This is a genomic window from Marivita sp., assembly GCF_048006345.1.
Lineage (GTDB): Bacteria > Pseudomonadota > Alphaproteobacteria > Rhodobacterales > Rhodobacteraceae > Marivita.
In genome coordinates this window covers 1,518,259-1,539,722 of record NZ_CP180351.1, presented here as the reverse complement: position 1 = coordinate 1,539,722, position 21,464 = coordinate 1,518,259, and the positions used below count along the sequence as shown (strand labels likewise).

Genomic DNA, 21,464 nt, shown 5'->3' with positions numbered 1-21,464 from the left:
ATCAGCGCTTTTCGATATCCACATAGTCGCGCATTGTCTCGCCTTGGTAAAGCTGGCGCGGACGGCCGATTTTCATCTGCGGATCGGCGAGCTGCTCTTTCCATTGGGAAATCCAGCCGACAGTCCGGCTCAGTGCGAAAATCGGCGTGAACATCGAGGTCGGGAAGCCCATCGCTTCGAGGATGACGCCGGAATAGAAATCCACGTTCGGGAACAGCTTCTTCTCGGCGAAGTAATCGTCGGCCAGAGCAGCTTTTTCCAGTTCCTTCGCGGTCGCGAGGATCGGGTTGTTCTCGACACCCAGCAGGTCCAGCACTTCGTCAGCCGACTGTTTCATCACGGTCGCACGCGGGTCGAAGTTCTTGTAGACGCGGTGGCCAAAGCCCATCAGGCGGAACGGGTCGTTCTTGTCCTTGGCACGGGCGATGTATTCCGGGATGCGGTCGGGCGTGCCGATTTCCTTGAGCATCTCAAGGCAGGCCTGGTTCGCGCCGCCATGCGCGGGACCCCAGAGGCAGGCAATGCCTGCCGCGATGCACGCGAAGGGGTTGGCACCTGAAGACGAGGCCAGACGCACAGTCGATGTCGATGCGTTCTGTTCATGGTCGGCATGCAGAGTGAAGATCCGGTCCATGGCACGCGCCATGATCGGGTCGACTTGATACTGCTCAGCCGGAACCGCAAAACACATGTGCAGGAAGTTCGCCGCGTAATCCAGATCGTTGCGCGGGTACACGAAAGGCTGACCGATCGAATATTTGTAGGCCATCGCCGCGATGGTGGGCATCTTGGCGATCAGACGATGCGACGCGATCTCGCGCTGGAGTGGGTCGGAAATGTCCGTGGAATCGTGATAGAACGCCGACATCGCGCCGACCACGCCAACCATGGTGGCCATCGGGTGCGCATCACGACGGAAGCCACGGAAGAAGTTGTGCATCTGCTCGTGGATCATCGTATGGCGGGTGATCGTGCTCTCGAAATGTTCGAGCTCTGCCGCCGACGGCAGTTCCCCGTACAGCAGCAGGTAGCACACTTCGAGGTAATGCGATTTCGCCGCCAATTGGTCGATCGGATAGCCCCGATGCAGCAAAACGCCCTCATCCCCATCGATAAAGGTGATCGTGCTGTCACAAGCCGCCGTCGAGGTGAAGCCGGGATCGTAGGTAAACACACCTGCCTGACCATAAAGCTTGCGAATGTCGATGACATCCGGTCCGGCGGTCGGGGTGTAGATCGGCAGCTCGTAAGAGCTGTCGCCAATGGTCAGCGTCGCGGTTTTAGAGGTGTCAGACATACGTGGTCCCTTCGTCTCATTGCTCAGGGCAAAGTGCCCGGAGCCAGCTATCCCAAGCCTAGAAACCGCGTCGCCGTCGTGGCGTCAATCAGTCCCTTTGGCGGCTGCTTCTTTCAGGCGGGCGACGGTTTCGTCACGCCCCAGAACCAGCATCATATCGAACACACTCGGCGTCACGGCCCGGCCCGCAAGTGCGGCCCGCATCGGGCCCGCCAGCTTGCCGAATTTCGTCCCGTGCTCTTCTGCAATTCGGGATGTGACGGCTTCAAGCTCATCACGCGTCCAGCTAGCATTTTGCAACTGCGGCGTCAACGATTGCAGTATACCACGGGATACCGTGTCCAGTTGCTTGACGGCGCTCTCTTCGATTTCGAGCGGTCGAGATGCCAGAACAAAGTGTGCCTTTTCAATCAGTTCTGGAAAGGTGCGCGCACGCTCCTTGAGGCAATACATCGCACGAAAGATACCATCAGCTTGCTCTTCCGTGAGGGAAGGCAACCCTGCCGCGTCCAGATAAGCCGTCAATTCATGCAGCAGTGCAGCATCCTCCGCCACGGCAATGTGCTGCCCGCTCAGATTCTCGAGTTTCTTGAAATCGAACCGCGCGGGCGATTTGCCGATCCCGTTCAGATCGAACCACTCTTTTGCCTGATCATCGGTAAAGAATTCGTCATCGCCGTGGCTCCATCCCAGACGCGCAAGGTAGTTGCGCATTCCCGCCGCCGGATAGCCCATGGCCTGATATTCTTCGACGCCGAGGGCACCATGGCGTTTGGACAGTTTCTTGCCGTCCGGACCATGGATCAGCGGGATATGCGCCCAGACCGGGATGTCCCAGTCCATCGCCGTGTAGATGCCCATCTGACGCGCGGCGTTATTGAGGTGGTCATCCCCCCGGATCACATGGGTCACACCCATATCATGGTCATCAACAACAACGGCCAGCATGTAGACCGGTGTGCCGTCCGAGCGTAACAGGACCATGTCATCCAACTGGTCGTTGCGGATCGTGACATCGCCCTGCACCTGATCGCGGATCACGGTTGTGCCTTCGGTTGGTGTTTTTAGCCGGATCACAAAAGGCGCATCGGGATGCGTCGACGGATCGGCATCGCGCCATGGGCTTTGGAATAGGGTCGACTTGCCCTCGGCCCGCGCCGCTTCACGGAAGGCCTCGATCTCGTCCTGGGTCGAAAAACACTTGTACGCCGCGCCTTTGGCCAGAAGTTCATGCGCCACCTCGGCATGGCGGTCTGCACCGGCGGCCTGGCTCACCACGTCACAGTCATGATCCAGACCCAGCCAATCAAGCCCCTTGAGAATCGCTGCCGTGGCCTCGGGTGTTGACCGCGCCCGGTCAGTATCTTCGATCCGCAGCAGGAACTTGCCGCCCCGTCCGCGTGCAAAAAGCCAGTTGAACAGCGCCGTGCGCGCCCCGCCGATATGCAGGTAGCCGGTGGGGGAAGGGGCGAAACGGGTGACGATCTGGCCGGACATTGGGCGCATTTACCTTTCGATAACTGTCTTGGGGATAGCTTAAGGCTCTCTTAACCAGCACCATCCACGGGGGCAAGTATGGCGCGGGTCCGGGATGTGATCCCAGACATGCTTCTGGCGCAGCGCGGCACGCTGTTTCCCTTTGTCCCGGTGTCCCTTGGCTTCGGGATCGGCCTCTATTTCGCTCTGCGCGTCGAACCTCCCGTTCAGGTGCTGGGCGGTTTGGCGCTCGCGGGTCTGCTCCTTTTGGTCTGGCACATGCGCATCAGGTCTGCCTTCGCGCCGTTGGTCTGTGCCGTGGCGATGATGGCTTTGGGCGTGGCGCTTGCCGGAGCGCGGGCGCATCTGGTGGCGGGGCCGGTGATCGACTGGCGCTACTACGGCCCGGTGACGGGCAGGGTGGTCGACATCGACCGGTCCGCGTCGGACGCGCTGCGCATCACCCTGGACCATGTCTGGCTGTCCAATGTGCCGCTCTCCGAAACGCCAACCCGCGTCCGCCTTTCGCTCCATGGCGACACCGCCGGAGTATCACCGGAACCCGGCCAGACCATCAGCGCCACCGCCCATCTAGGCCCACCCGGCGGCGCTGTCGAACCCGGAGGCTTCGATTTCCGTCGCCACGCATGGTTTCTCCGTTTGGGGGCGGTCGGCTATACCCGCGTTCCATTGGTTCTGTGGGAAGAGGCAGGGCGGGATCGGTTCACCTTCCAAACCCGAATGGCGATCTCTGCCCGCGTGCAAAGCGCGCTGCCGGGCGCCACAGGGGCCTTTGCGACGGCGATCATCACAGGAGACCGCAGTGCCATTCCACAGCCGGTGCTGCAAGCCTTGCGCGACACCAACCTGGCACATCTACTGGCTATTTCTGGACTGCATATGGGGCTCGTCAGTGCCTTTGCCTTTGCCGTTCTGCGGCTTGGTTTATTGGTGACGCCCATCGGTTTGCGCTGGCCGATCAAAAAGATCGCCGCGGCTGGGGCCTTGGGGGTGGCTGCGGTCTATCTTGCGCTGTCCGGGGGAAATGTCGCCACGGAACGCGCCTTTATCATGGTGGCCGTTATGCTGCTGGCGATCATGGTCGACCGCCGCGCGATCTCGCTTCGGGCCGTGGCCTTGGCAGCGTTGATCGTGCTTGCCTTGCGTCCTGAAGCGATGATCGGGCCCGGGTTTCAGATGTCCTTTGCCGCCACAACCGCGCTTGTCGCAGTCTTCGGCGCGATCCGGGACAGCGCCCATGACCTGCCGCGCCATAAAGTCTTGCGAGGCATTGCTTCCGTGGTCATGTCCTCGGCTGTGGCCGGGGCGGCCACCGCACCTTTTGCCATGGCGCATTTCAACCAGATTGCGCAGTACGGTTTGCTGGCGAACCTCATGACCGTTCCTTTGATGGGGCTCCTGGTGATCCCCGCTGCGGTCTTGGGCATCTTGCTGATGCCCTTCGGGCTCGAGGCAATCGGGCTGATTCCCATGGGGCTGGGCCTGGACTGGATTCTCTATATCGCGCAGTCGCTTGCCCTTTGGGACGGTGCGGTTCGGCCGGTGATGACACCCGGTCCCGCCGTTTTGCCGCTCATCACGCTTGGCGGGCTGTTTGTCGTCCTGTGGCAAGGCAGGCTGCGTTTGCTGGGCCTGACGCCCGTCTGCATCGCGGTTCTCATTTGGATGAACGCCGAACGTCCGCCCATTCTGGTTGCCGAAGGCGGCGCGCTTGTCGGTGTGATGACAGAGCAGGGGCGCGCGGTGTCGCGCGCCACGGGCGCTGGTTTCATTGCCGAGGTCTGGTTGGAAAATGACGGGCAGGGATTGGATCAACCCACCGCTGCGGCCCTTTGGAACGACCAAATACCGCTGGTTCAACACATCTACGGAAAACGCGCGGCAGCGACCTATCAAGGCTGCTCAGATGGCAGACTGGTCGTGGCCAGCGCAGAGTTGCCGGAGATGCCGCAAGTCCCGAACTGCACCGTGCTGGATGCCCGCGCTCTTAAGGGATTGGGCAGCCTGTCCATTACCCGACGTGAGGATGGCCATTGGCAGATAGAAAAGGCGCGCGACAGGACAGGCGCGCGCCTTTGGAATGATGCCGGTCTGCGACAGGCTCAGTAGGTGCGGATCAACCCGACCAGACGTCCCTGCACCTTGACCGCACCGACGGGCAGGATTCGCGGCTCGTAAGCCGGATTTGCCGCCTCGAGAATGATGCTTTCGCCCTTGCGCTTGTAGCGCTTGAGCGTTGCCTCATATCCTTCGACCTGCGCCACAACGATGTCACCATTGTCGGCGCTCGATGTCTCGCGGATCACCACGACGTCGCCATCGTTGATCCCGGCCTCGATCATCGAATCGCCTTTGACTTCAAGCGCATAGTGGCGGCCATTGCCCGACAGCATCGCGCCCGGAACCGCAACCGATGGCGGCACGTCATTGATCGACTCGATGGGGACACCGGCCGCAATGCGCCCCATCAAGGGCAATTCCATCGCGTGGATTGCTTCAACACTCTGCGCATTCGGCGGCGGCGGTACATCCGGCAGATCTCCATCAATCACCACTGGTGTGAAGCCCGGCTGTTTGGCCGCAAGTGTTTCAGGCAGTTTCACAATCTCGATCGCCCGCGCCCGATGCGCAAGACGCCGGATGAACCCACGTTCCTCCAACGCGCTGATCAGGCGGTGAATGCCTGATTTGGACCGCAAATCCAGTGCATCCTTCATTTCTTCAAAGCTCGGCGGCACACCGTCACGTGCCACGCGTTTGCTGATGAATTCCAGCAGGTCGAGTTGTTTCTTGGTCAGCATTTTCTGCCTCCGCTCGCATGATCCTCACTCTTTGTTCTACTGTTGTTCCTGTTTTGTGTCAAGAATCAGTAAACAAGGGTAAGCAGTCAGCGAAGAGGCAGATACTCCACGTGGTCTCCAGCCGACCGTGGCCCGTCCTTAGGGCTGCGGACAATCAGCGCGTCGGCTTGGCCAAGGATGCTCAGCAGCGAACTGTCCTGCGATCCGAAGGCGATCAACCCGCCATCCGTGACCCGGGCGCGCATATAGTGTTCCCGCGGTCCGTTCGCGGGCAAGGCCTCGGCCAGGACGCCAGATCGGCGCGGCGCAGCCTGTGCGGGCAGTCTCAGCATCGCTCGCACCACGGGGGCCACGAACACATGCCCACAGACCATCGCCGACACCGGATTGCCCGGCAGTCCGATCATCATGGCTTCGCCAAAGCGCCCTGCCATCAACGGTTTACCGGGGCGCATCGCAACCTTGTAGAAGCTTTGATCAAACCCAAGCTGCGGCGCAAGATTTGCCACCACGTCATGGTCGCCGACAGATGCGCCGCCAATGGTCACGATCAAATCCGCACCCTTGGCCAGATCGAAAGCAGTCCGCAAAGACGCCTCGTTGTCCCGCGCAATAGGGAGCAACCGCGGCTCCGCGCCCAGATCACGCATCAGCGCATGCAGGCCCAAAGTGTTGGATGCAATGATCTGATCGGGGCCGGGAGTCTCTCCCGGCATCACCAACTCATCGCCTGTCGAGATCAACGCCACGATAGGACGCCGTGTCACCGGCACGTCGGCGATGTTCATCGACGCCAGCAACGCGATGTCATTCGGTCCGATCACGCGCCCGGCGCTGACCGTATCCCCGATCCGGAAATCGCCACCTGCACGACGGATATGGTCATTGTCCTCTGGGTTGTCACCTATCGTGATCCAGTCCCCATCACGGGTGACATCTTCTTGAATCACAACGGCTTTCGCGCCGTCCGGTACAGGCGCGCCGGTAAAGATACGCACCGCTTCGCCGGTTTTGACCGTTTGGTAAAATCCGTGACCCGCCGCAGACTCTCCGATGACCCTGAGCCGCAAGCCCGGTGCCACCTCGGTCACGGCATAGCCATCCATGGCAGAGCTGTTGAAGGGTGGCTGGTTCCGCGTCGCCGCGACGTCCTTTGCCAGCACGCGACCATGCGCCTGCAACAGCGGTACGGTTTCGACCCCTAGCGGACGGGCCAATGCGAAGAGATGCTCAAGCGCCTCTGTGACCGAAATCATGACGCTTCGTACCGCCCGGATTTCCCGCCATCTTTCAGCATCACGCGGATGCCGGTGATCTCCATCGCCTTGTCCACCGCCTTGGCCATGTCATAGACGGTCAATGCTGCCGTTGAGACAGCGGTGAGTGCTTCCATCTCGACCCCGGTTTGCCCGGTGGTCTTGACCGTCGCTTCGATCCGCAGTCCGGGCAGTTCTGGTGCCGGGAAAAGTTCCACCGCAACCTTGGTGATCGGCAGCGGGTGACAGAGCGGGATCAGATCAGGCGTCTTCTTGGCACCCATGATCCCTGCAAGTCGGGCGACACCGATCACATCGCCCTTCTTTGCGCGACCTTCCGTAATGATCTCAAAGGTCTCCTGCGCCATCTTGATGTAGCCTTCGGCAACAGCCACGCGCGATGTGACGGCCTTGTCCGACACGTCCACCATATGCGCATCGCCCTTGGCATCGAAATGGGTAAGCCCGCTCATGCCGCCACCGGATCAGCCAGCAGCGCGCGGGTGGCCGCCGTCACATCCGCCTGCCGCATCAGGCTTTCGCCGATCAGAAAGCTGCGCGCACCGTGTGCGGCCATGTCGGCAAGGTCTGCCGGTGTGAACAGCCCCGATTCCGAAATCAGCATCCGGTCCGCTGGGATATGTCTGGAAAGTTCACGTGTTGTCTCAAGAGTGGTCTCGAAGGTCTTGAGATTACGATTGTTGACGCCGATCAACGGGGACTTCAATTCAAGCGCCCGATCCAGTTCCGCGCGGTCATGCACTTCGATGAGCGCGTCCATACCCCAGGCAAACGCGGCATCCTCCAGCTCTGCCGCCTGCGCGTCGGAAACGCTGGCCATGATGATCAGAATGCAATCCGCATGCAGGCTGCGCGCCTCGGCGACCTGATAGGTGTCATACATGAAATCCTTACGCAGCGCGGGCAGCGATGTGGCCTGCCGCGCGGCAACCAGATAGGATTTGTCGCCCTGAAAGCTGGGAGTGTCCGTGAGTACCGAAAGACAGGTCGCGCCTCCGGCCTCATAGGCCTGTGCGAGACTTGCCGGCTCGAAATCGGCGCGGATCAACCCTTTGGAGGGCGATGCTTTTTTCACTTCTGCAATCAACCCATAGCCCGAAACCTGAGCTGTCCGTAGAGCAGCCCCAAAAGGGCGCACCGGATCGGCAGCGTTCGCAGCAGCCTCGACCTGTGCCAAAGACACGCGGGCCTTGTCGGCGGCCACTTCCTCAAGCTTGTAAGCTTTGATCTTGTCGAGAATGGTTACGCTCATAGGTCGGTCCAGTTGATCGGGGCATGTCCCTGTTCTTTAAGCCACGCGTTCACTGTGGAAAAGGGGCGCGACCCGAAAAACCCGCGCCGTGCCGACAGCGGGGAGGGGTGCGCGCTTTCGAGAACCAGATGCCCGCGCCCCGCAAGACGCGGCGCATGTGCCCGCGCATCATTGCCCCAGAGCACAAAGGCGCGGGGCCGGTCCGACAGCGCGTCGAGCACCTGCGGCACCAGTTTCTGCCACCCCAGCCGCCGATGTCCGCGCGCGTCACCCGCCGGGACCGTCAGCACATCGTTCAACAGCAACACGCCTTGCTTGGCCCAGAAACGAAGGTCTCCATTAGGCGGCGTATCCCCGATATCGTCGCGCAGTTCCTTGAAGATATTGCTTAATGATCGGGGCAGGGGCTGAACGTCTGGTTCCACTGAAAAGGCAAATCCATGCGCGTGGCCGGGGGTCGGATAGGGATCTTGCCCCAAGATGACCACGCGCACATCATCAGGCGCAGAGGCCTCGAGCGCTGCAAACACCTGCGGCGAAGACGGAAGCACAAGTCGCTCCTCATTCGCGACAACAGACGCGATGCTTGGCAAACTCTCGGAAAAAAACGGCAAATGCCGCCATGCATCCGGCGGGGTCAACATGGCGCAGGTCCGCGTCTTCTCTGGTTCGAAAATACTTCGGGGTCTGGGGCAGCGCCCCAGGAGTTTCCATCAATGGAAACTCCGCGATGCCTGGACGCATCGCCCCCCGGCCATACGGACATCACGCCGTTTGGGTGACGCGGGCCAGCGCCTCAACCCGCGCTTTCGCAGCCCCGCTGTCGATGCTTTCTGCCGCCATTTCAGCACCGGACTTGAGGTCGGACACTTTGTCTGCCACCACAAGGGCCGCAGCCGCATTGAGCAAGACCGCATCGCGATAGGCGCTTTTGGTCCCGCTGAGCAGTTCCCGGAACGCCTGCGCATTCTCGGCCGGTGTCCCGCCAAGGATGTCGCGGAACGGATGAACCGGCAGGCCCGCGTCTTCGGGATGCACCTCGCGCCCACGGATTTTGCCATCCTCCAGCACAGCCACCTGTGTCGGGGCCGAGATCGAGATCTCGTCCGTGCCGTCGCCGCCATGCACCAGCCACGCCCTGTCCGATCCAAGCTCTTTCAGCGTTTCCGCCATGGGGAAGATCAGGTCGATGGCAAACGCGCCGGTCAACTGCCGCTTCACGCCTGCCGGGTTGGTGAGCGGGCCGAGGATGTTGAAGATCGTCTTCGATCCCAGCTCCTGCCGGACCGGCATTACGTGTTTCATGGCCGGGTGATGCATGGGTGCCATCATGAAACCGATCCCGACCTCGGCAATTGCGCGCTCGACAACCTCGGGCGACACCATCACATTGATGCCCATCTCCGTCAGCGCATCCGCAGATCCGGATTTGGACGACAGGTTGCGATTGCCATGTTTGGCCACGGGCACGCCAGCCCCCGCCACGACAAAGGCGGTCGCAGTCGAGATGTTGAGAGTGCCCATGCCATCGCCGCCGGTGCCGACGATGTCCATCGCACCCTCGGGCGCTTTGACCGCAGTACATTTGGCGCGCATCACCGCTGCCGCCGCCGCATATTCCGACACCGCCTCGCCCCGTGCCCGCAGCGCCATGAGCAGCCCCCCGATCTGTGCAGGGGTTGCCTGGCCGTCGAACAGCAATTCGAACGCCTGTTCAGCCTGAGACCGGCTCAGCGGGCCTTCAGAGGCGGCGTAGATCAGGGGCTTCATCGCGTCGCTCATGCGGGCACCTTCAATTCATTCACAAAATTCTGCAGCAGGGCGTGACCATGTTCCGACGCGATGCTTTCGGGATGGAACTGCACACCGTGCATCGGCAATTCGCGGTGGCTGAGGCCCATGACCGTTCCGTCCTCCAGCCATGCCGTCACCTCAAGGCAGTCCGGGATCGTGTCCTTGTCCACCACCAACGAGTGATAGCGCGTTGCCTCGAAGGGCGAGGGCAGACCGGCAAAGACACCTTTGCCCGCGTGATGCATTACCCCCATCTTGCCATGCACGATCTCGGAATGGCGCACCACCGATCCACCAAAGGCCTGTCCCAATGTTTGATGGCCGAGGCACACACCCATCAGCGGAGTTCTGGTTTCCGCAGCCGCCAGCGTCAGGGGAAGGCAGATCCCCGCCTGATCCGGGTCGCATGGGCCGGGAGACAGCAGGATACCCGAAGGGTTCAGCCCCATGGCGTCCTGCACGGTCAGCGCGTCATTGCGCACCACCTTTACGTCGGTCCCAAGCTCTCCGAGATAATGCACGAGGTTGTAGGTAAAACTGTCGTAATTGTCGATGAGCAGCAGCATGGGTCTTTCTTCTTCGTCGGGGCTGGCGGGGTGGGGGCCAATCGCGGTATACATGCACAGGCGGACCAACGCGCGTCAAGGGCGCGGGTGGGTCAACCGGCACGGGTGAGATGCCGGGAGCGTGTGAGTGGGGCAAGTCGAGGGCGAAGAGCATGGCACGAGGGTTTTTGTCAGGAGCCATCTGGGGCACGGTGTTGTCGGTGGGTGGTCTGGGGGCTTTATCCGTTCTGATGCCGCCGCCCGCTGCCGTGATACCGTCCGACCCTGAACCTCGCATCGACGTTGCAGAACCTGCTGTTCAAGAGCCTTTTGTTGACACAGCGACAAGTGATGCGGCACCTGACACGGTGCCCGAAGATCCGGTAGTCGAAGCAGTCAAGCCGGAACCGGACGTGCCCACACCCTCCGAGACAGCGGCCCCGAAAGAACCCGAGGCAGCAGCCGAGCCCGAACCAACCGCACAAACCGACGCGTCGGGTGCCGCCATTACACCCGAGCAATCGAGTGATGTCGCTGAGGAGCCTGCTGAAACACCAATAGGTCCCGAGACAACTGATGCGCAAGTCACTCCCGATGACGGCACGTCGGCGGCACTGACAACACCGGCCCGCCGCCCCGAAGACGTGACGCCAGTGGCCCCCACAGCCGATGCGCCAGCGCTGGATCGTCCGGCTGATCCGCAGGAGCCAACCATTGCAGACACTGTCGCGGCTCCTGTGCCTGCCCCGGACACCGGCGCTGAGATTGCGGCGCTTGATGCGCCCGATGTCGGAGCTGCGCCCGAGGTTCCCGCGGTTTCCGCGCCCGAAACGGCGCCGGGCAGCGCCAATGTTTCCCCTCTAAATCCTCCTGCCAGCGAAACCGGATTGAGCGTCTCGACCGAACCCGCGCAGCCGCCAGCGCCTCCGGTCCCGGCAGTTGAAGCACCGCTTGTGCCCGATCCCGCGCCTGCCGTGCCGACCGAGACTGCGGTGGAACCCGCGCCCGAAGCAACACCGTCGCAAGACAGTACAGCGTCCGAGCGTCCACCTGTCCGCCGTCTCATCCCTTCGGCACCCGACGCCGACACTGCCGCGGTCGCCGCTGCGCCCGCAGCCCCGCGTCCTGCAATCGGTACTCCAGCCGCATCCTTGACCGACCGGAACCCGGGCAACTCGGCCAGACTTCCGTCGATTGGCGGGGCCGAAGAGGCCGCAACCCCGCCTGACACATCCGCCCAGGCTGTGGATGCCAGCCTGTCGCCGTTGAAACGCTTTGCCGCAGCAGTCGACAGTGATCCTTCCTTGCCGAAAATGTCCATCGTGATGATCGACGACGGCACCGGTCCGCTGGGGCCTGACACGCTGGACGGCTTCCCGTTCCCCGTGACCTTTGCCATTGACCCGGCACAGCCAGGGGCCTCTGACCGGATGTCGGCCTACCGTGCGTTGGGCTACGAAGTTGCTGCGCTGGTGTCGGTGCCGACCGCGGCCCAGCCCAGCGATGTCGAACAGATCCTCGGCGGTGCAATTGCCGCCGTTCCAGAAGCAGTTGCCTTGATCGAAGCCCCGGGCGGCGGCTTGCAGGCTGCAAGGAACGTGACCGAACAGGCAGCGAGTTTTGCTGCGGACAGTGGGCATGGACTGATCTTTCTGCCCAACGGTCTGAATACGGCGCAGGCGATTGCTCAGCGCGAAACGGTTCCGGCACTCAGCATTCTGCGTGATTTCGATGGAGAAGGGCAGGACGCCCGCACCAAGCGCCGTTTTCTTGACGGTGCAGCATTCCGCGCGCGTCAGGATGGGGCAGTTGTCATGCTGGGCCGTTTGACCCCCGACACTCTGTCAGCCTTGGTTCTCTGGAGTTTGCAAGACCGCGCGTCGAGCGTGTCCATGGTGCCCGTCTCAACGCTTCTTCTTGAGCAGGTGAACTGACGCGCGGACGGACGCGTCAACGCGTCCGTCGCTTTCCGTCGACGGAAAGCGTGCTTGCGCCTTAAATCGCGGCCCAGCGTGCCATGCTGCGCGCCAGATCGCCGTACCCGGTGAACCGCCGCTCGAACCGCAGGCCCAACCTCTCGGCACAGTGCTCTGCAATCGCCGTCAGGTTCGGATCGTCGGTTTGTGCCTGATAGACAAGCCTGTCGTAATGCCCGAAATACATGTCCCGCAACTCGGGATGCCGATCCAGGCCCAACGGTTTCCATACGAAGGCATCGAACTGCCGGACAAGAAAATCCGTCAGGTAGAAGGCCGTGATTTCATCCCTCGCGGCAAAGGTCTCGGTGCCCTCGAAAAAACTGTAGCAATGCGGGCCCTCGATCATCTCGACGCCCATGTCGGCGCAAGCGGCTTCGAGCAGTCCCCCTGTGCCGCAATCGGCATAGGCGATGAAGATCGCATCGTAATCGGCGCGATGGCGGTCAACAGCCGCGCGGACCGCGCCCACGATCTTTTCAGGGTGGTTGTGCAGAATGGCGGGAAGGCAGGTCAGGTCGAGATGAGTCCATCCATTGGCATCCCGAACCGCAAGAATTTCGCGCGCCAATGCGCCACAGGCAACAATCAGGACGCGCCCGTCTCCGCGGGCGGACAGTCCGGACTCTGTCAGCAGGGTGTCGTCAGGCAGGCTCGTCATCGCCGGGCACATGGGCGAGGGCCCAACGTGCCAGAAGCGCCACGGCGATCAGGGCGGGCAAAACCTTGAGAATGCCGAATTGCGCGAGTGCCCAGACGGTCAGCCCGGATGCTGCAATCACGGCCAAGATCATCGAAGCGAATGTCGTCACTGGCATGTCGATCTCCTTGTCCTGAAAATATGGGACAGTTTGATCCATAATAAAAGGCCCCGCTGCATTGCGAGGCCCAAAAAGTGACGATTTGGCTCATCTTACCCAGCGGCAAGCTGATTGTGCTTGCGGCCAACAAAGGTTTTTGCGGTTTCAACAGCCACGGCGGCGTCGCGGCAATAGGCGTCTGCACCGATGGCCTTGCCAAATTCCTCATTCAGCGGCGCACCACCGACAAGCACGATATAGTCGTCACGGATGCCTTTCTCGACCAGCGTGTCGATCACAACCTTCATGTAGGGCATGGTGGTCGTGAGCAGGGCGGACATGCCCAGAATGTCCGGCTGTTCAGCTTCAATGGCATCGAGATAGGCTTCAACCGGGTTGTTGATGCCCAGATCGACGACTTCGAAACCTGCGCCTTCCATCATCATGCCGACAAGGTTCTTGCCGATGTCATGGATATCGCCTTTGACCGTGCCGATCACCATCTTGCCGACGCGCGGGGCGCCAGTTTCCACCAGCAGCGGCTTGAGGATGGCCATGCCACCCTTCATTGCGTTGGCGGCCAGAAGCACTTCGGGCACGAACAGGATGCCGTCACGGAAGTCGTTGCCGACGATGGTCATGCCGCCGACAAGCGCCTTGGTCAGGATGTCGTAGGGTTCCCAACCACGGTCCAGCAGGATGTGAACCGATTCCTCGATCTCTTCCTTCAGACCATCATAAAGATCGTCGAACATCTGCTCGACCAGTTCGTCGTCGTTCAGATCCGCGAGAATGATATCGTCTTCTTCGTCAGCCATGTATGTCACTCCAGACGCTGGCGGGGCCGCCAGTGATTGTTTTGTCGACTAATCGTCGTTTTCCGACGATGCCACTTGGTGAAATCCGACATACGCGCGAACGCAACCGACGCGCGCCGGGGCAGCACTTCGACAATTGCGAAACGTCTTGTCGATGTTCCCGTTACGTTCTAAATTCGCGCAATGACCCGGACGGACAGATATGTTTTCCCAGAGCTTCGGCGCGGGCGCGGTGCCCCGAGCCGCGACAGCGGACGCTTCGAGCGGTTTCGCAGGGTGGACGAGGCCGATGGCTGGGACCTCCCGGAAGAGGAGCAAGCCCTGCGCACCGAAGTGTCGGAGGAACGTCCCAGAAGCCTGATCAACTACATCACCTCGCCGGATCTGTCCTTTGATCGCACGATCAATCCGTATCGTGGGTGCGAACACGGATGCATCTATTGCTTTGCCCGACCCAGCCATGCGTGGCTTGGCCTGTCTCCGGGGCTTGATTTCGAGACAAAGCTGGTTGCGCGTCCCGACGCGGCCAAGGTTCTGGACAGCGAGTTGCGCGCCCGCCGCTACCGCGTGGCCCCGATCGCCATCGGCACCAACACCGACCCGTATCAACCCGTTGAGCGGGATCGCGGTATCATGCGGGACTGCCTGTCGGTGCTGCATGCCTTCCGACATCCGGTGATGATTGCCACCAAAGGCACGCTCTTCGAGCGGGACATCGACATCCTGTCGGATATGGCGTCGCAGAATCTTGTCCGTGTCGGCATCACCATCACGACGCTCGACGCGGAACTCAATCGTCGGATGGAGCCCCGCGTACCAAGCCCGGCGCGGCGACTGGCCACGATCCGCCGCCTGTCCGAGGCAGGTATCCCGGTGCGGGTGATGGTGTCGCCCATCGTGCCTGGTCTGACAGATTCCGAGATCGAACCGATCCTGACCGCCGCGCGCGATGCCGGAGCGACGGCTGCCACATGGGCGATGTTGCGCCTGCCGCTAGAGGTGGCCCCGCTGTGGGAGGCGTGGATGGACGAACACTACCCGGAAAGGAAATCCCGCATTCTGTCCAAGCTGAGGGAGATGCATGGTGGGAAGGTTTACGATTCCCAGTTCTTCAAACGGGTACGGGGCGAAGGTGCCTACGCCGCGCTGATCGCGCAACGCTTTACGAAGGCACGCAGGCGGTTGGGACTCGATGGCGGCCTCCCGGAGCTCAACTGCGCCGCGTTCCAGCCCCCGCCCCGTGCAGGGGATCAGTTGAGCCTGTTTTGAACAAGGGCGGGTTGGGGATAAAGACATCACGTATACCCCCTATCTTTCCGAACGGTGGTCAACACGGCGTATTAAGCAGGGCGATCAGGCCCGGCGGCGTCCGCGACGTTCGCGCTTGGGTGCGCCGCTCTGGTCGCCGGTGCCATCGCTGTCGGAACTGAAAGGACCGATCTCTGCCACGATCTGCTCCAGTGTCGGCGCGTCGCCTTTTGGGGTGGTTTCCAAAGCTTCGCGCATGGCGCGCAGATGCTCTGGCATCGTGCCGCAGCAACCGCCGATGATCTTGGCCCCTGCATTGCGGGCAAGGATGGCATAGCGCGCCATCAGGTCCGGTGTGCCGTCGTAATGGATGTGGCCATCGACATATTTCGGAATGCCAGCATTGCCCTTTGCGATGATCGCCCGCTGCGTGCCAGCGGAGGTAAAGCCAAGCACCGTGCGCAGAAGATCCGACGCGCCCGTGCCACAATTGGCCCCAAAGGCCAGTGGCGGGTTGGGCAGGGTCTCGATCATCTCGGCCATGCCTTCCGAAGTCATGCCCATCATCGTGCGCCCGGCGGTGTCGAAACTCATCGTGCCGCACCATGCAACATCCGCCAACGCAAAGGCCTCGGCGGCGGCGCGGAATTCTTCGGGGGCGCTGATGGTTTCGACCCACATCACGTCGGCGCCGCCTTCCTTGAGCCCCTCTGCCTGTTCGTGGAACATCTCAACCGCGCTGGCATGGGACAGCGTGCCCACGGGTTCCATGATCTCACCGGTTGGGCCCACTGATCCTGCGACGATGATTTTGCGACCCGCACTATCTGCGATTTCACGTGCCAGTTCGGCCCCGATACGCGACAGTTCGCGCGCGCGGTGGCCAGCGTTGTGCAGTTTGAGACGGGAGGCGTTGCCACCAAAGGTGTTGGTCAGAAACAGGTCGCTGCCTGCGTCGACCGCACCGCGATAGAGCGCGCGGATGTTGTCGGGCTTGGTGTCGTTCCAGAACTCGGGTGGATCGCCGCTTTCCAGACCCATGTTGAACAGATTGGTCCCGGTCGCGCCATCGGCCAGAAGCCAGTCGCGGGTGGACAGAAGATCGTGCAGAGGGTTGGACATGACAGGCCTGTCGGTCAGGAAATTTGCCCCTGCCTGTCACACTTGGCCTCTTGAGACAAATTCATAATTCTCAAGACGATTATGAATGGGGCGCGATGCGATCCGTCGACGGATCGCCGGAAACGCGTCGACGCGTTTCCGGCGCGTTCAGACCAGTTCGGTTTCGACCCGGCTGGACGCCTCCAACGTCTTGTGAACGGGACATTTATCGGCGATTTCCAGCAGCTTCTGTCGTTGGTCCGCGCTCAGGTCGCCAGTCACGGTGATCCTGCGGCGAAAGAGGTCGATATTGGTGGCAACCGGTGTACTGGCATCCTGCGCATGCACCTTGTCGTGGCTCACATCGACCGTGACATGCTGCAGCGGCCAGCCCTTGCGCCGAGCATACATCCGCAGCGTCATGGATGTACACGCGCCCAAGCCAGCAGCCAAAAGGCCATAAGGGGACGGCCCGCGATTGGTGCCGCCATAGGCCAGGGGCTCGTCTGCCAACAGGTGATGCGGTCCGGCCTGAACATCCTGCAGGAACCCGGCAGCATCGGCTTCGGCCACGCGGACAATGCCTTCGGGTGCGCCAATGGGTGGGGCGGGCGGGGTCAGCTTCAAATAGCGTCCCGCCCAAGCTGCAATCACATCTGCGGCGTATTCCGCATCGCGCGCTTGAGTGACCAAATGATCGGCATCGTCCAGCGTGACAAAGCTCTTCGGGTGGTGCGCAGCGGCAAAGATGTTGGTGGCGTTTTCGATCCCGACCACAGCATCACGCGGCGCATGCATCACCAACAGTGCGGCCTTCAAGCCCTTGATCACAGGGCCGAGTTTCTGTGCTTTCACATCCTCGACAAAACGTTTGCCAATAGTGAAGGGACGTCCACCCAGATCGACCGTCGCTTTGCCAGCGCTTTCGATATCCTCCAGCGCGTCCGAGAAGTTGTGCGTGACGTGTTCCGGATCATAGGGCGCACCGATGGTCACAACGGCCTTGATGCCTGCCATGTCACCTGCGGCCCGCAATACGGCTGCACCTCCAAGCGAATGGCCGATCAGCAGCGTCGGCGCCATGCCCCGCCCGGTCAGGTAGGCGGCAGCCGCATGCAGATCGTCGACATTCGACGTGAAGGTCGTGTTGGCGAACTCGCCCTTGGAATGTCCCAGCCCGGTAAAGTCGAATCGCAGAACTGCGATCCCCATAGAGGCCAGACGCGCGGCGATCCGCCGGGCTGCCGGAATGTCCTTGGAACAGGTGAAGCAATGCGCAAAAAGGGCGGTGGCCAGGTGTGGCCCGTCAGGCAGATCAAGCCGTGCTGACAGAGTGTCTCCGGAATGGCCGGGAAAGGTGATGCGTTCGGTGGTCATATTCAGTGTCCTTGGGGCCGGGGCAGGGCAGCCCTTTGGCTTTTTGTATGAACCAAGAGTGTGGGGTGTGTCTTCCCTGCGCAAGCATTGTGTCGGGAGCGTCACAGGATGGTGAGAGCCAGACAAGCGATGGTGAGCATTGTTGCAGCTTTGCTGGGCGCCGCGTTCTTCGGCGGTTTCGCGGGCGCAGCGCATCCGTTGGGCGACAGTCTGGCCGTGTTCCGCCTGCCCATCGCCGTGGCGTTTGCCCTGTGGGTGATCTGGTCGCCTTGGCCCGCTTGGATGCGGTGGAGCATTGCTGTGCTCTGCCTTGCAGCGATGGGGCAGATCGTGGCGCAGAAATACGTGTCACACCCGGACGGGCCGATCACGATCTACCAAAAGAACCTGCTGTTCGAGAACGATCAGGTCGACGCGCTCGCGGCTGACATCCGGGCCATGCGCCCTGACATTGTAACCCTGCAGGAACTCACCTCGCGCAACGCCGCTCTCGTGCGCGATCTGCGGGCCGAGTACCCCTATCAGGCCAGTTGTGCGCTGGTGGAATGGGCGCGGGTCGCGATCCTGTCGCGCTGGCCGGTCGAGGGCGAGATTTGCATAGAGGGCGACGCTTTGGTCGGCGTTCAGGTCGTTGCGCCTCAGGGCACATTCTGGGCATTCAGCCTGCATCTGTCATGGCCTTGGCCTTTTGATCAGGCCGACCATCTGGAGCGTCTTTTGCCGGTCTTTCAGGATCTGGACGGACCCGTCGTGATCGCGGGCGATTTCAACATGGTGCCATGGTCGTTTGCCTTGCGCTCGGTTGAACGCAGCATCGGCGCGACACGGGCCGGGCCGCTGTTTCCGACATTGGTCAAGAAGGGCGCTCCCTTACCGATCGACCATGTCTACGCACCGGGTGGCGGGCAGGCGTCCCCGCGGCCTTTGATTGGGTCGGACCATAGCGGCGTCTTGGCCAAGGTGTTTGTGTTCGAGCCCTAAGGCGTCACCCCCATCAGTGCCGGATCAAACGGGTATTTCGACAGGTTCTCATAGCCGGTTTCGGTGATCAGCACCTGATCTTCCAGCTTGATCGAGAAATCCGCACCGACCTCGCTCACCAGCACCTCGACGCAGAGCGTCATGCCCGGCTCCAGCGGATAATCGAACGCGCCGGGGACTGCGTGATCTGGATAGGCCACCAGCGGCCACTCATCACACAGACCCACGCCATGCATAAGGCAGCCGTATTTCTGGGTCTGGTATTTGTCTTGCAGGACATGCGTGCGCGCCGTCAGGTCTGGGATCATCACGCCGGGCTTCAGCATCTCCATATTGGTCATCACATGCTCATGCGCGTGCTTCATCGCCTCAACCATGTCGGGGCGCGGGGAGCGGTCGCCGATCCACCAGGTGCGGCTCATGTCGGTGCAGATGCCGTAGCTGCCGATCAGGTCGGTATCGAACGCGACGATTTCGTTGTTCTGCACAATCCGCCCTCCGCATTCCTGAAACCACGGGTTGGTGCGGGGGCCTGAGGTGAGCAGCCGAGTTTCGATCCATTCGCCACCGCGCCGAATGTTTTCGGCATGTAGCACCGCCCAGATGTCATCCTCGGATACGCCGCCACCGGGCACATGCGTGCGGGCAAAGCGCTCCATCTCGGCCATCGCCACCTCGCAGGCATGTACCGAACAGCGCATCGCCTTGATCTCGTCCGGTCCTTTGATGGCGCGGGCTTTCTCGGTGACCTCTTCGCCCTCCATGATCTGCAACCCCTGCGCTTCGAGCGCGCGAAGGCCGTGCAGCATGATCTTGTCGACCGCGAGCCGCGTGTTGCCGGGGGCGTGTTCGGCCAGCAAGCTGCGCACATCATTGGCGAACACATCCGCCGCCACGTCCACCTTGTCGCCCCGGTCGAAATAGAACAGGTCGGCGCCCGACCGGGCCTCGCGCACCAGCGGGTTGAATTCGGACAGGAAGGGCGAATTCTTGTAGTCCCAGATCACCATGTAGCCATCGGCACAGAGCAGCACCGCGCGGAACGGGTTGTGGGTGTTCCAGAGCTGCATGTTCGTGCTGTCGGTGGCGTAGCGGATGTTCAGCGGGTCGAACATCAACAGACCGGCATAATCCCGATCCACAATATGCTGCGTCAGCCGCGCCCAGCGATAGCGGCGCATTTCCTGCAGGTCGGGAAGCTCCAGCCCCGCCGCGGCCCATTCGGCATAGGCCAGTTGCGTGGGCCCGATCTCGACCCGGTTCTGATCGTTGGGCGTGTTGTCACCCGTGGTGGCCCCGCGCGTCGGGTCAATTTTGCGCGTGTCGCGGAAATGGGTGTTCATGGCAGCACCTCCTGCCCGCGATGCTGAAGATGTCGCCATCCACAAACGCGCCGATTTGCGACCAAGTTCGGCGGCCGGCATGACGCTTTTGGCCCTGCTGCAATTGCACATTGCTTGCCCGTCATGTCTTTTCTGCATCGCGCCGCTGGGCTAGTCCTGCTGCATGATCCTGCAACGCACCTTGCCTTATGATGTGATGACACCCCGTCCGCTTCCGGGGATCGCGCCCTTGGGGGATGATCCCTGGCTTCTGGTGGACGATGCCCATGCCGCGCAGATGACGGAACGGTTGCGGCTGATGGCGTCGCGGCGGGATGATGTGATTGCGACCGCCGATCCAGACCCGGGCAACCTATTGAAGATGATGAACGCGGTTCTGGACCACCTGCCCAAGGGTTACACCCGGTCAGGCGATCATGTGAGCTGTCCAGATGGGCGGAATGTATTGATCAACATGTCAGACCCGTTCGGCACGCTGGGCCAGATCCTGCAGAACGATATTTGCCTGATGGAAAAGCGTGGGGACGAACATGTATTGACGGGTGCCGTCCTGTGTTTTCCGGCAAGCTGGCGATTGCGCGAAAAGATTGGTCGTCCGCTGACCCATATCCACGTCCCCGTGAAAAGCTATACCGATGACGTTGCGCGCCGGGTGCAGCGCCTGTTCGACGGGGTGCGACCGGGACGGCCGATCTGGCGATTCAATGCGCTCTGGTATGACGACCCTAGCTTGTATCAACCCCGCGCCGAGTCCGAACCCCGGCCGCTGACCGAGGCTGGACAGACGCCCTATCTGCGCAGCGAACGGCAGGTGTTGTGGCGGTTGCCGGACAGTGATGCCGTGCTGTTCACGATACATACGTTTATACTAAAGCGCGAGTCACTTGACCATTTAGCAACCTAATGATGAATATCCGCTCATATTGACGGAGTATTCATCGATGTTCTTTTCTGACATCCCTTTCTTCGGGGCTGCGGTGCTGGCCGCATTTGGAATTGTACTGACCGCATTCGGCATAAAGTCGATCCAGCAAACCCGGTATTTTCGGGTTTATGGCACCCGCCACGACGCAGTCGTTACCTCGGTTGCTGTGCTCAACAACAAAGAGGGGCGAAAAAGCTATTGGCCGACCTTCCAGTTTACGGATGCCGACGGCTGGACGGTGAAAAAACCCACGGATGTGGCAGACTCAAACTATGATTTCGAGATCGGCAGTACGCACGCCGTTCTCGATTTGACGCACGCCACGGCTGTCGTTTTGGCCGACCGTAGAACGGACGACTATTCTGGTTACGCTTTATCTGCCGGCGGTGTGATCTTCCTTTGCATCGGTTTGATCGGTATGGTGGCCTGAAA

At 61.4% G+C, this 21,464-nt stretch carries 21 protein-coding genes; 6 read left to right on the top strand and 15 right to left on the bottom strand.

The genetic code is table 11. From position 1 onward, the window contains the following. Nucleotide 1: 1 nt before the first annotated feature. Together gltA and gltX are read right to left on the bottom strand one after the other, a co-directional pair. Nucleotides 2-1,297 (bottom strand): citrate synthase, encoded by a 1,296-nt coding sequence (gltA, locus tag ACMVPR_RS07610; protein WP_292270834.1) that lies wholly within the window; start codon nucleotides 1,295-1,297, stop codon nucleotides 2-4. Between the two features lie 84 nt (nucleotides 1,298-1,381). Continuing rightward, on the bottom strand, nucleotides 1,382-2,794 hold the full coding sequence (gene gltX, locus ACMVPR_RS07605; protein WP_416882343.1) for a glutamate--tRNA ligase: 1,413 nt from the start codon (nucleotides 2,792-2,794) through the stop codon (nucleotides 1,382-1,384). A gap of 78 nt (nucleotides 2,795-2,872) precedes the next feature. Here gltX and ACMVPR_RS07600 point away from each other — a divergent pair, with 78 nt between their 5' ends. Further along, nucleotides 2,873-4,903: a ComEC/Rec2 family competence protein gene (locus tag ACMVPR_RS07600; RefSeq protein WP_416882342.1), complete on the top strand. Its 2,031-nt coding sequence runs from the start codon at nucleotides 2,873-2,875 to the stop codon at nucleotides 4,901-4,903. On the opposite strand, the gene lexA is transcribed toward ACMVPR_RS07600, so the two are convergent. The 7 genes from lexA to ACMVPR_RS07565 form a co-directional block, all read right to left on the bottom strand. Continuing rightward, nucleotides 4,897-5,595, bottom strand: a complete 699-nt coding sequence (gene lexA / locus ACMVPR_RS07595; protein WP_292270822.1) for a transcriptional repressor LexA — start codon at nucleotides 5,593-5,595, stop codon at nucleotides 4,897-4,899. The two genes, ACMVPR_RS07600 and lexA, sit on opposite strands and share 7 nt — an antisense overlap. Nucleotides 5,596-5,681: 86 nt before the next feature. Then, on the bottom strand, nucleotides 5,682-6,851 hold the full coding sequence (gene glp / locus ACMVPR_RS07590; RefSeq protein WP_416882341.1) for a gephyrin-like molybdotransferase Glp: 1,170 nt from the start codon (nucleotides 6,849-6,851) through the stop codon (nucleotides 5,682-5,684). Continuing rightward, the gene (gene moaC, locus ACMVPR_RS07585) at nucleotides 6,848-7,324 is read right to left on the bottom strand and encodes a cyclic pyranopterin monophosphate synthase MoaC (protein WP_416882340.1); all 477 of its coding nucleotides are present in this window, start codon (nucleotides 7,322-7,324) and stop codon (nucleotides 6,848-6,850) included. Before moaC ends, glp begins: the two co-directional genes overlap by 4 nt. Beyond that, entirely contained in the window at nucleotides 7,321-8,124 is an 804-nt protein-coding gene (gene trpC, locus ACMVPR_RS07580; RefSeq protein WP_416882339.1) for an indole-3-glycerol phosphate synthase TrpC, read from the bottom strand. Before trpC ends, moaC begins: the two co-directional genes overlap by 4 nt. Continuing rightward, on the bottom strand, nucleotides 8,121-8,768 hold the full coding sequence (locus ACMVPR_RS07575; RefSeq protein ID WP_416882338.1) for a uracil-DNA glycosylase: 648 nt from the start codon (nucleotides 8,766-8,768) through the stop codon (nucleotides 8,121-8,123). Before ACMVPR_RS07575 ends, trpC begins: the two co-directional genes overlap by 4 nt. 121 nt (nucleotides 8,769-8,889) lie before the next feature. Continuing rightward, nucleotides 8,890-9,906 (bottom strand): anthranilate phosphoribosyltransferase, encoded by a 1,017-nt coding sequence (gene trpD, locus ACMVPR_RS07570; protein WP_416882337.1) that lies wholly within the window; start codon nucleotides 9,904-9,906, stop codon nucleotides 8,890-8,892. Next, nucleotides 9,903-10,484 (bottom strand): anthranilate synthase component II, encoded by a 582-nt coding sequence (locus ACMVPR_RS07565; protein ID WP_292270139.1) that lies wholly within the window; start codon nucleotides 10,482-10,484, stop codon nucleotides 9,903-9,905. Before ACMVPR_RS07565 ends, trpD begins: the two co-directional genes overlap by 4 nt. Before the next feature lie 152 nt (nucleotides 10,485-10,636). On the opposite strand from ACMVPR_RS07565, the gene ACMVPR_RS07560 reads away from it, so the two are divergent. Then, nucleotides 10,637-12,397 (top strand): divergent polysaccharide deacetylase family protein, encoded by a 1,761-nt coding sequence (locus ACMVPR_RS07560; protein ID WP_416882336.1) that lies wholly within the window; start codon nucleotides 10,637-10,639, stop codon nucleotides 12,395-12,397. A 61-nt stretch (nucleotides 12,398-12,458) separates the two neighbouring features. Here ACMVPR_RS07560 and ACMVPR_RS07555 read toward each other — a convergent pair whose 3' ends face one another. The 3 genes from ACMVPR_RS07555 to ACMVPR_RS07545 all read right to left on the bottom strand — a co-directional run bounded on the left by ACMVPR_RS07555 (nucleotide 12,459) and on the right by ACMVPR_RS07545 (nucleotide 14,057). After that, nucleotides 12,459-13,100 (bottom strand): DUF1638 domain-containing protein, encoded by a 642-nt coding sequence (locus tag ACMVPR_RS07555; protein WP_416882335.1) that lies wholly within the window; start codon nucleotides 13,098-13,100, stop codon nucleotides 12,459-12,461. Beyond that, nucleotides 13,084-13,257 carry a hypothetical protein gene (locus ACMVPR_RS07550; protein WP_416882334.1) on the bottom strand — a complete coding sequence of 58 codons (174 nt, stop codon included), beginning with the start codon at nucleotides 13,255-13,257 and terminating at the stop codon, nucleotides 13,084-13,086. Before ACMVPR_RS07550 ends, ACMVPR_RS07555 begins: the two co-directional genes overlap by 17 nt. Before the next feature lie 95 nt (nucleotides 13,258-13,352). Continuing rightward, nucleotides 13,353-14,057: a corrinoid protein gene (locus tag ACMVPR_RS07545; RefSeq protein WP_292270147.1), complete on the bottom strand. Its 705-nt coding sequence runs from the start codon at nucleotides 14,055-14,057 to the stop codon at nucleotides 13,353-13,355. Between the two features lie 183 nt (nucleotides 14,058-14,240). On the opposite strand from ACMVPR_RS07545, the gene ACMVPR_RS07540 reads away from it, so the two are divergent. Next, nucleotides 14,241-15,326, top strand: coding sequence for a PA0069 family radical SAM protein (locus tag ACMVPR_RS07540; RefSeq protein WP_416882333.1), 1,086 nt, complete (start codon nucleotides 14,241-14,243; stop codon nucleotides 15,324-15,326). A gap of 84 nt (nucleotides 15,327-15,410) precedes the next feature. Here ACMVPR_RS07540 and bmt read toward each other — a convergent pair whose 3' ends face one another. Together bmt and ACMVPR_RS07530 are read right to left on the bottom strand one after the other, a co-directional pair. Then, nucleotides 15,411-16,427: a betaine--homocysteine S-methyltransferase gene (gene bmt / locus ACMVPR_RS07535; RefSeq protein WP_416882332.1), complete on the bottom strand. Its 1,017-nt coding sequence runs from the start codon at nucleotides 16,425-16,427 to the stop codon at nucleotides 15,411-15,413. 147 nt (nucleotides 16,428-16,574) lie between these two features. After that, nucleotides 16,575-17,783 carry an alpha/beta fold hydrolase gene (locus ACMVPR_RS07530; protein ID WP_416882331.1) on the bottom strand — a complete coding sequence of 403 codons (1,209 nt, stop codon included), beginning with the start codon at nucleotides 17,781-17,783 and terminating at the stop codon, nucleotides 16,575-16,577. A gap of 108 nt (nucleotides 17,784-17,891) precedes the next feature. On the opposite strand from ACMVPR_RS07530, the gene ACMVPR_RS07525 reads away from it, so the two are divergent. After that, a complete protein-coding gene (locus ACMVPR_RS07525; protein ID WP_416882330.1) occupies nucleotides 17,892-18,764 on the top strand; it encodes an endonuclease/exonuclease/phosphatase family protein in 873 nt (290 codons plus the stop codon). On the opposite strand, the gene dddP is transcribed toward ACMVPR_RS07525, so the two are convergent. Next, the gene (gene dddP, locus ACMVPR_RS07520; RefSeq protein WP_416882329.1) at nucleotides 18,761-20,107 is read right to left on the bottom strand and encodes a dimethylsulfonioproprionate lyase DddP; all 1,347 of its coding nucleotides are present in this window, start codon (nucleotides 20,105-20,107) and stop codon (nucleotides 18,761-18,763) included. The two genes, ACMVPR_RS07525 and dddP, sit on opposite strands and share 4 nt — an antisense overlap. 163 nt (nucleotides 20,108-20,270) lie before the next feature. Here dddP and ACMVPR_RS07515 point away from each other — a divergent pair, with 163 nt between their 5' ends. Both ACMVPR_RS07515 and ACMVPR_RS07510 read left to right on the top strand, forming a co-directional pair. Further along, on the top strand, nucleotides 20,271-21,011 hold the full coding sequence (locus ACMVPR_RS07515) for a heme-dependent oxidative N-demethylase family protein (protein ID WP_416882328.1): 741 nt from the start codon (nucleotides 20,271-20,273) through the stop codon (nucleotides 21,009-21,011). Nucleotides 21,012-21,048: 37 nt separating this feature from the next. Next, nucleotides 21,049-21,462 (top strand): hypothetical protein, encoded by a 414-nt coding sequence (locus tag ACMVPR_RS07510; protein ID WP_416882327.1) that lies wholly within the window; start codon nucleotides 21,049-21,051, stop codon nucleotides 21,460-21,462. The last annotated feature ends 2 nt before the right edge of the window (nucleotides 21,463-21,464 follow it).